The organism is Defluviitoga sp. (assembly GCF_035349255.1).
Taxonomy (GTDB): domain Bacteria; phylum Thermotogota; class Thermotogae; order Petrotogales; family Petrotogaceae; genus Defluviitoga.
This window is the reverse complement of sequence record NZ_DAOPSE010000087.1, coordinates 1-2,498: the sequence shown is the minus strand read 5'-3', so window position 1 is coordinate 2,498 and position 2,498 is coordinate 1. Positions and strand designations below refer to the sequence as shown.

Annotated in this window: 3 protein-coding genes; all 3 read right to left on the bottom strand. The window is 30.6% G+C overall.

All coding sequences use genetic code 11. The features are described 5' to 3' along the window. Nucleotides 1-1,209 (bottom strand): DUF4127 family protein (locus PKN74_RS08305; protein ID WP_472310371.1); only part of this gene is annotated, 1,209 nt, incomplete at its 3' end. 4 nt (nucleotides 1,210-1,213) lie between these two features. Continuing rightward, nucleotides 1,214-1,972, bottom strand: coding sequence for an AAC(3) family N-acetyltransferase (locus tag PKN74_RS08300; RefSeq protein WP_472310369.1), 759 nt, complete (start codon nucleotides 1,970-1,972; stop codon nucleotides 1,214-1,216). A 58-nt stretch (nucleotides 1,973-2,030) separates the two neighbouring features. Next, nucleotides 2,031-2,498, bottom strand: a 468-nt coding sequence (locus PKN74_RS08295; RefSeq protein WP_472310367.1) for a DUF4855 domain-containing protein, incomplete at its 5' end; no start/stop codon positions are given.

Genomic DNA, 2,498 nt, shown 5'->3' with positions numbered 1-2,498 from the left:
TTGAATAATTGAATGTATAATTACTGTTCCAAGGGTATTACTCACTGTATTCCATCCTGCATAATTCATTCTTTTCCAATCTAAGGATTCTTTTAATAGTTTTTCTACTAATCTCTTATCCGCTCCATTTCCATACCTTATATCTGCAATTCCTACAATTCTATTTTCTTTCAAAATTTGCATTAAAATCTTTTCATACTCTTCTTCATTAACTTTTACTTCATCCTGATAAATAACTTCGTATTTGCTATAATCGATTGTGTTATTAAGTAGAAGCAGTATTTCACCATTTGATTTAATTTGTGCACCTGCAGCTTTAATATGATTTTCCACACTTTCTTTTAAAGGATAACCTTCATATGGAGGAATTAAATTTATTGATTCTGGATGTACATAAAATAATTCAAAAGAAGGAGCGTATTGAAATTTTGAGCACAAAAATCTACTTAAAAGGGTAAGAGAAGTTTCATCTGCTCCAGGATGAACTGAAATTTTTTCTTCTAAGCCTAATTTTTTTACAAAATTCCTATGCTGCTGTGCTTCATATACAGAAAGGCTACCAGCAGAATTATCATCCAAGGTTAAATTTAAAAAGTCTATTATCTCTTCATTCACCAGTTCTATGACTTCTCGTATAATATTATAATTTCTTTCCCTTCGCCAAAAGAAGTCTTCAATCATCCACTTAGGAATATGTTGATATCTTTTTTCATTTTGATTTAAAAACTCAGGAAGAATATCTTTATAAGATAAATTCTCTATATTATTTGATTCTAAATATCTAGCAAATTCTTTCGACATATCGCTTAATGTTTCACCATAATATTCCCAATAATCGGGTTCTTCATCTGCAGAATTATATATTGGAATCCTTGTTATTGTTGTTGAAAGATATATTTCTACTTTCCTATCTTTTAAAATAGAAAAAATTTTCAATCTGTCTCGTATAGTTTCCGAACGGATTAAATTTATTCGTGAGGGAATCAATCCTCCATGAATTAGAGTATCTAAAGAGATAATCAGACTATCTCCTGTTTTGACATTTTCTAAAAGCCAATTTTCTAAAGCATCAGTATCAGCAGGCACTTTTTTAGAACCTAATAGTTCTCTGGGGGGAGTTAATATGTCTAACCCGGCAATTTTTGTGAACATTAAAAAGTATTCTCTGGTGCAAAATCTTTCATCTAATGGCAAATAAACTATCCTCATATATCTAACTCTCCTTTATAAGATATTCTGGATTTTGTATTAATTTTTTGTACAACCATTCAATCATCGGCATTGATTTTATTAATCTAATCACCGAATTACCACACTTTGTTTGAGTTAATATATGTAAATTTTCAAGAGGCTCTTCTATTTTTTGAAAGTATCTTGGTGTTCCCCATCTATGAAGATATATTTCCCTTTTTAGTATATTTCCACTATGATCTACAATAGTGCACTCTGTCTTTTCTTTCTGTAAATGATAAGGCACATTTGCTAGTTCTTCAGCTGAATGAATAGTCGTGTTAGAATCCATTGTTACCCCTAGCAACAAAATGTAACCTCCAATTTCAGCTATTTTTATGTAGGGTGAATCTTTTCCACAAGGCGTCAATGAATCTTCATGACCTTTAATCAAATAATCTACTAAAGGACCTATCCCTGCAACAGAATGAGTAGGATGCAAACTTCTTTTAGCATCAGGTAATTTCATAAACTCAGAAGGAATTCTACCAGTCCAACAAGGAGATTTTTTCACATCAAAAACTGGAGGATTAGTTGGACCATCACTTGGTTTACCTGTAAGTGTTGGAACAAAAACATTTCCGCTTATTCCCACGGAAGCCAATAAAGCCTCAATAACAGTTTGTGTCCCACCTTCTACGTAACCAAAACTTGATAATGAACTATGTACCAAAAGTGTATCTCCCTTTCTAATTCCAATACTCTCAAAAGTATTTAATAGATCCAAAATATTTATTTTCAACATCAATTACTCCTTGTACTAAGAAAATAATATAATTATAAACTCCAACTATATAAATTTAGATTATATTTTTTATCTTGTATCTTTTATGTACAAAATCAACTATATCTTGATAAAATTCAAATTCAATCGGATCTTTTAACATTTCTCCAATCTTTCCTCCAACAAACCACGCACATGCTGCATCCATATAACCATACTTAACACCACCATTTAAATATTCTCTAAATCTTTTATGGCGTTCTTGGGATACTTTAATCGGTTCATTTAAATTAAGGAAATATTCCATCTCTATACCTGCATTTCTTTTTTTTGCGGCTTCGGCAGCTTCTTCGACTCCTTTTATTTTTTCGTAAAACATATAATTAGGTTGTAAAAAAGCTGCATCAAAATAATAGTTTTGATAATCATCAAGTAAATGAACATTATAACTCGCCCAAAAAGGTATCCAAAATAATTTTTTGTTGTATGATACATTTATATATCTATGAATCTCTTTTAATAACCAATGATCATCTACATTCCA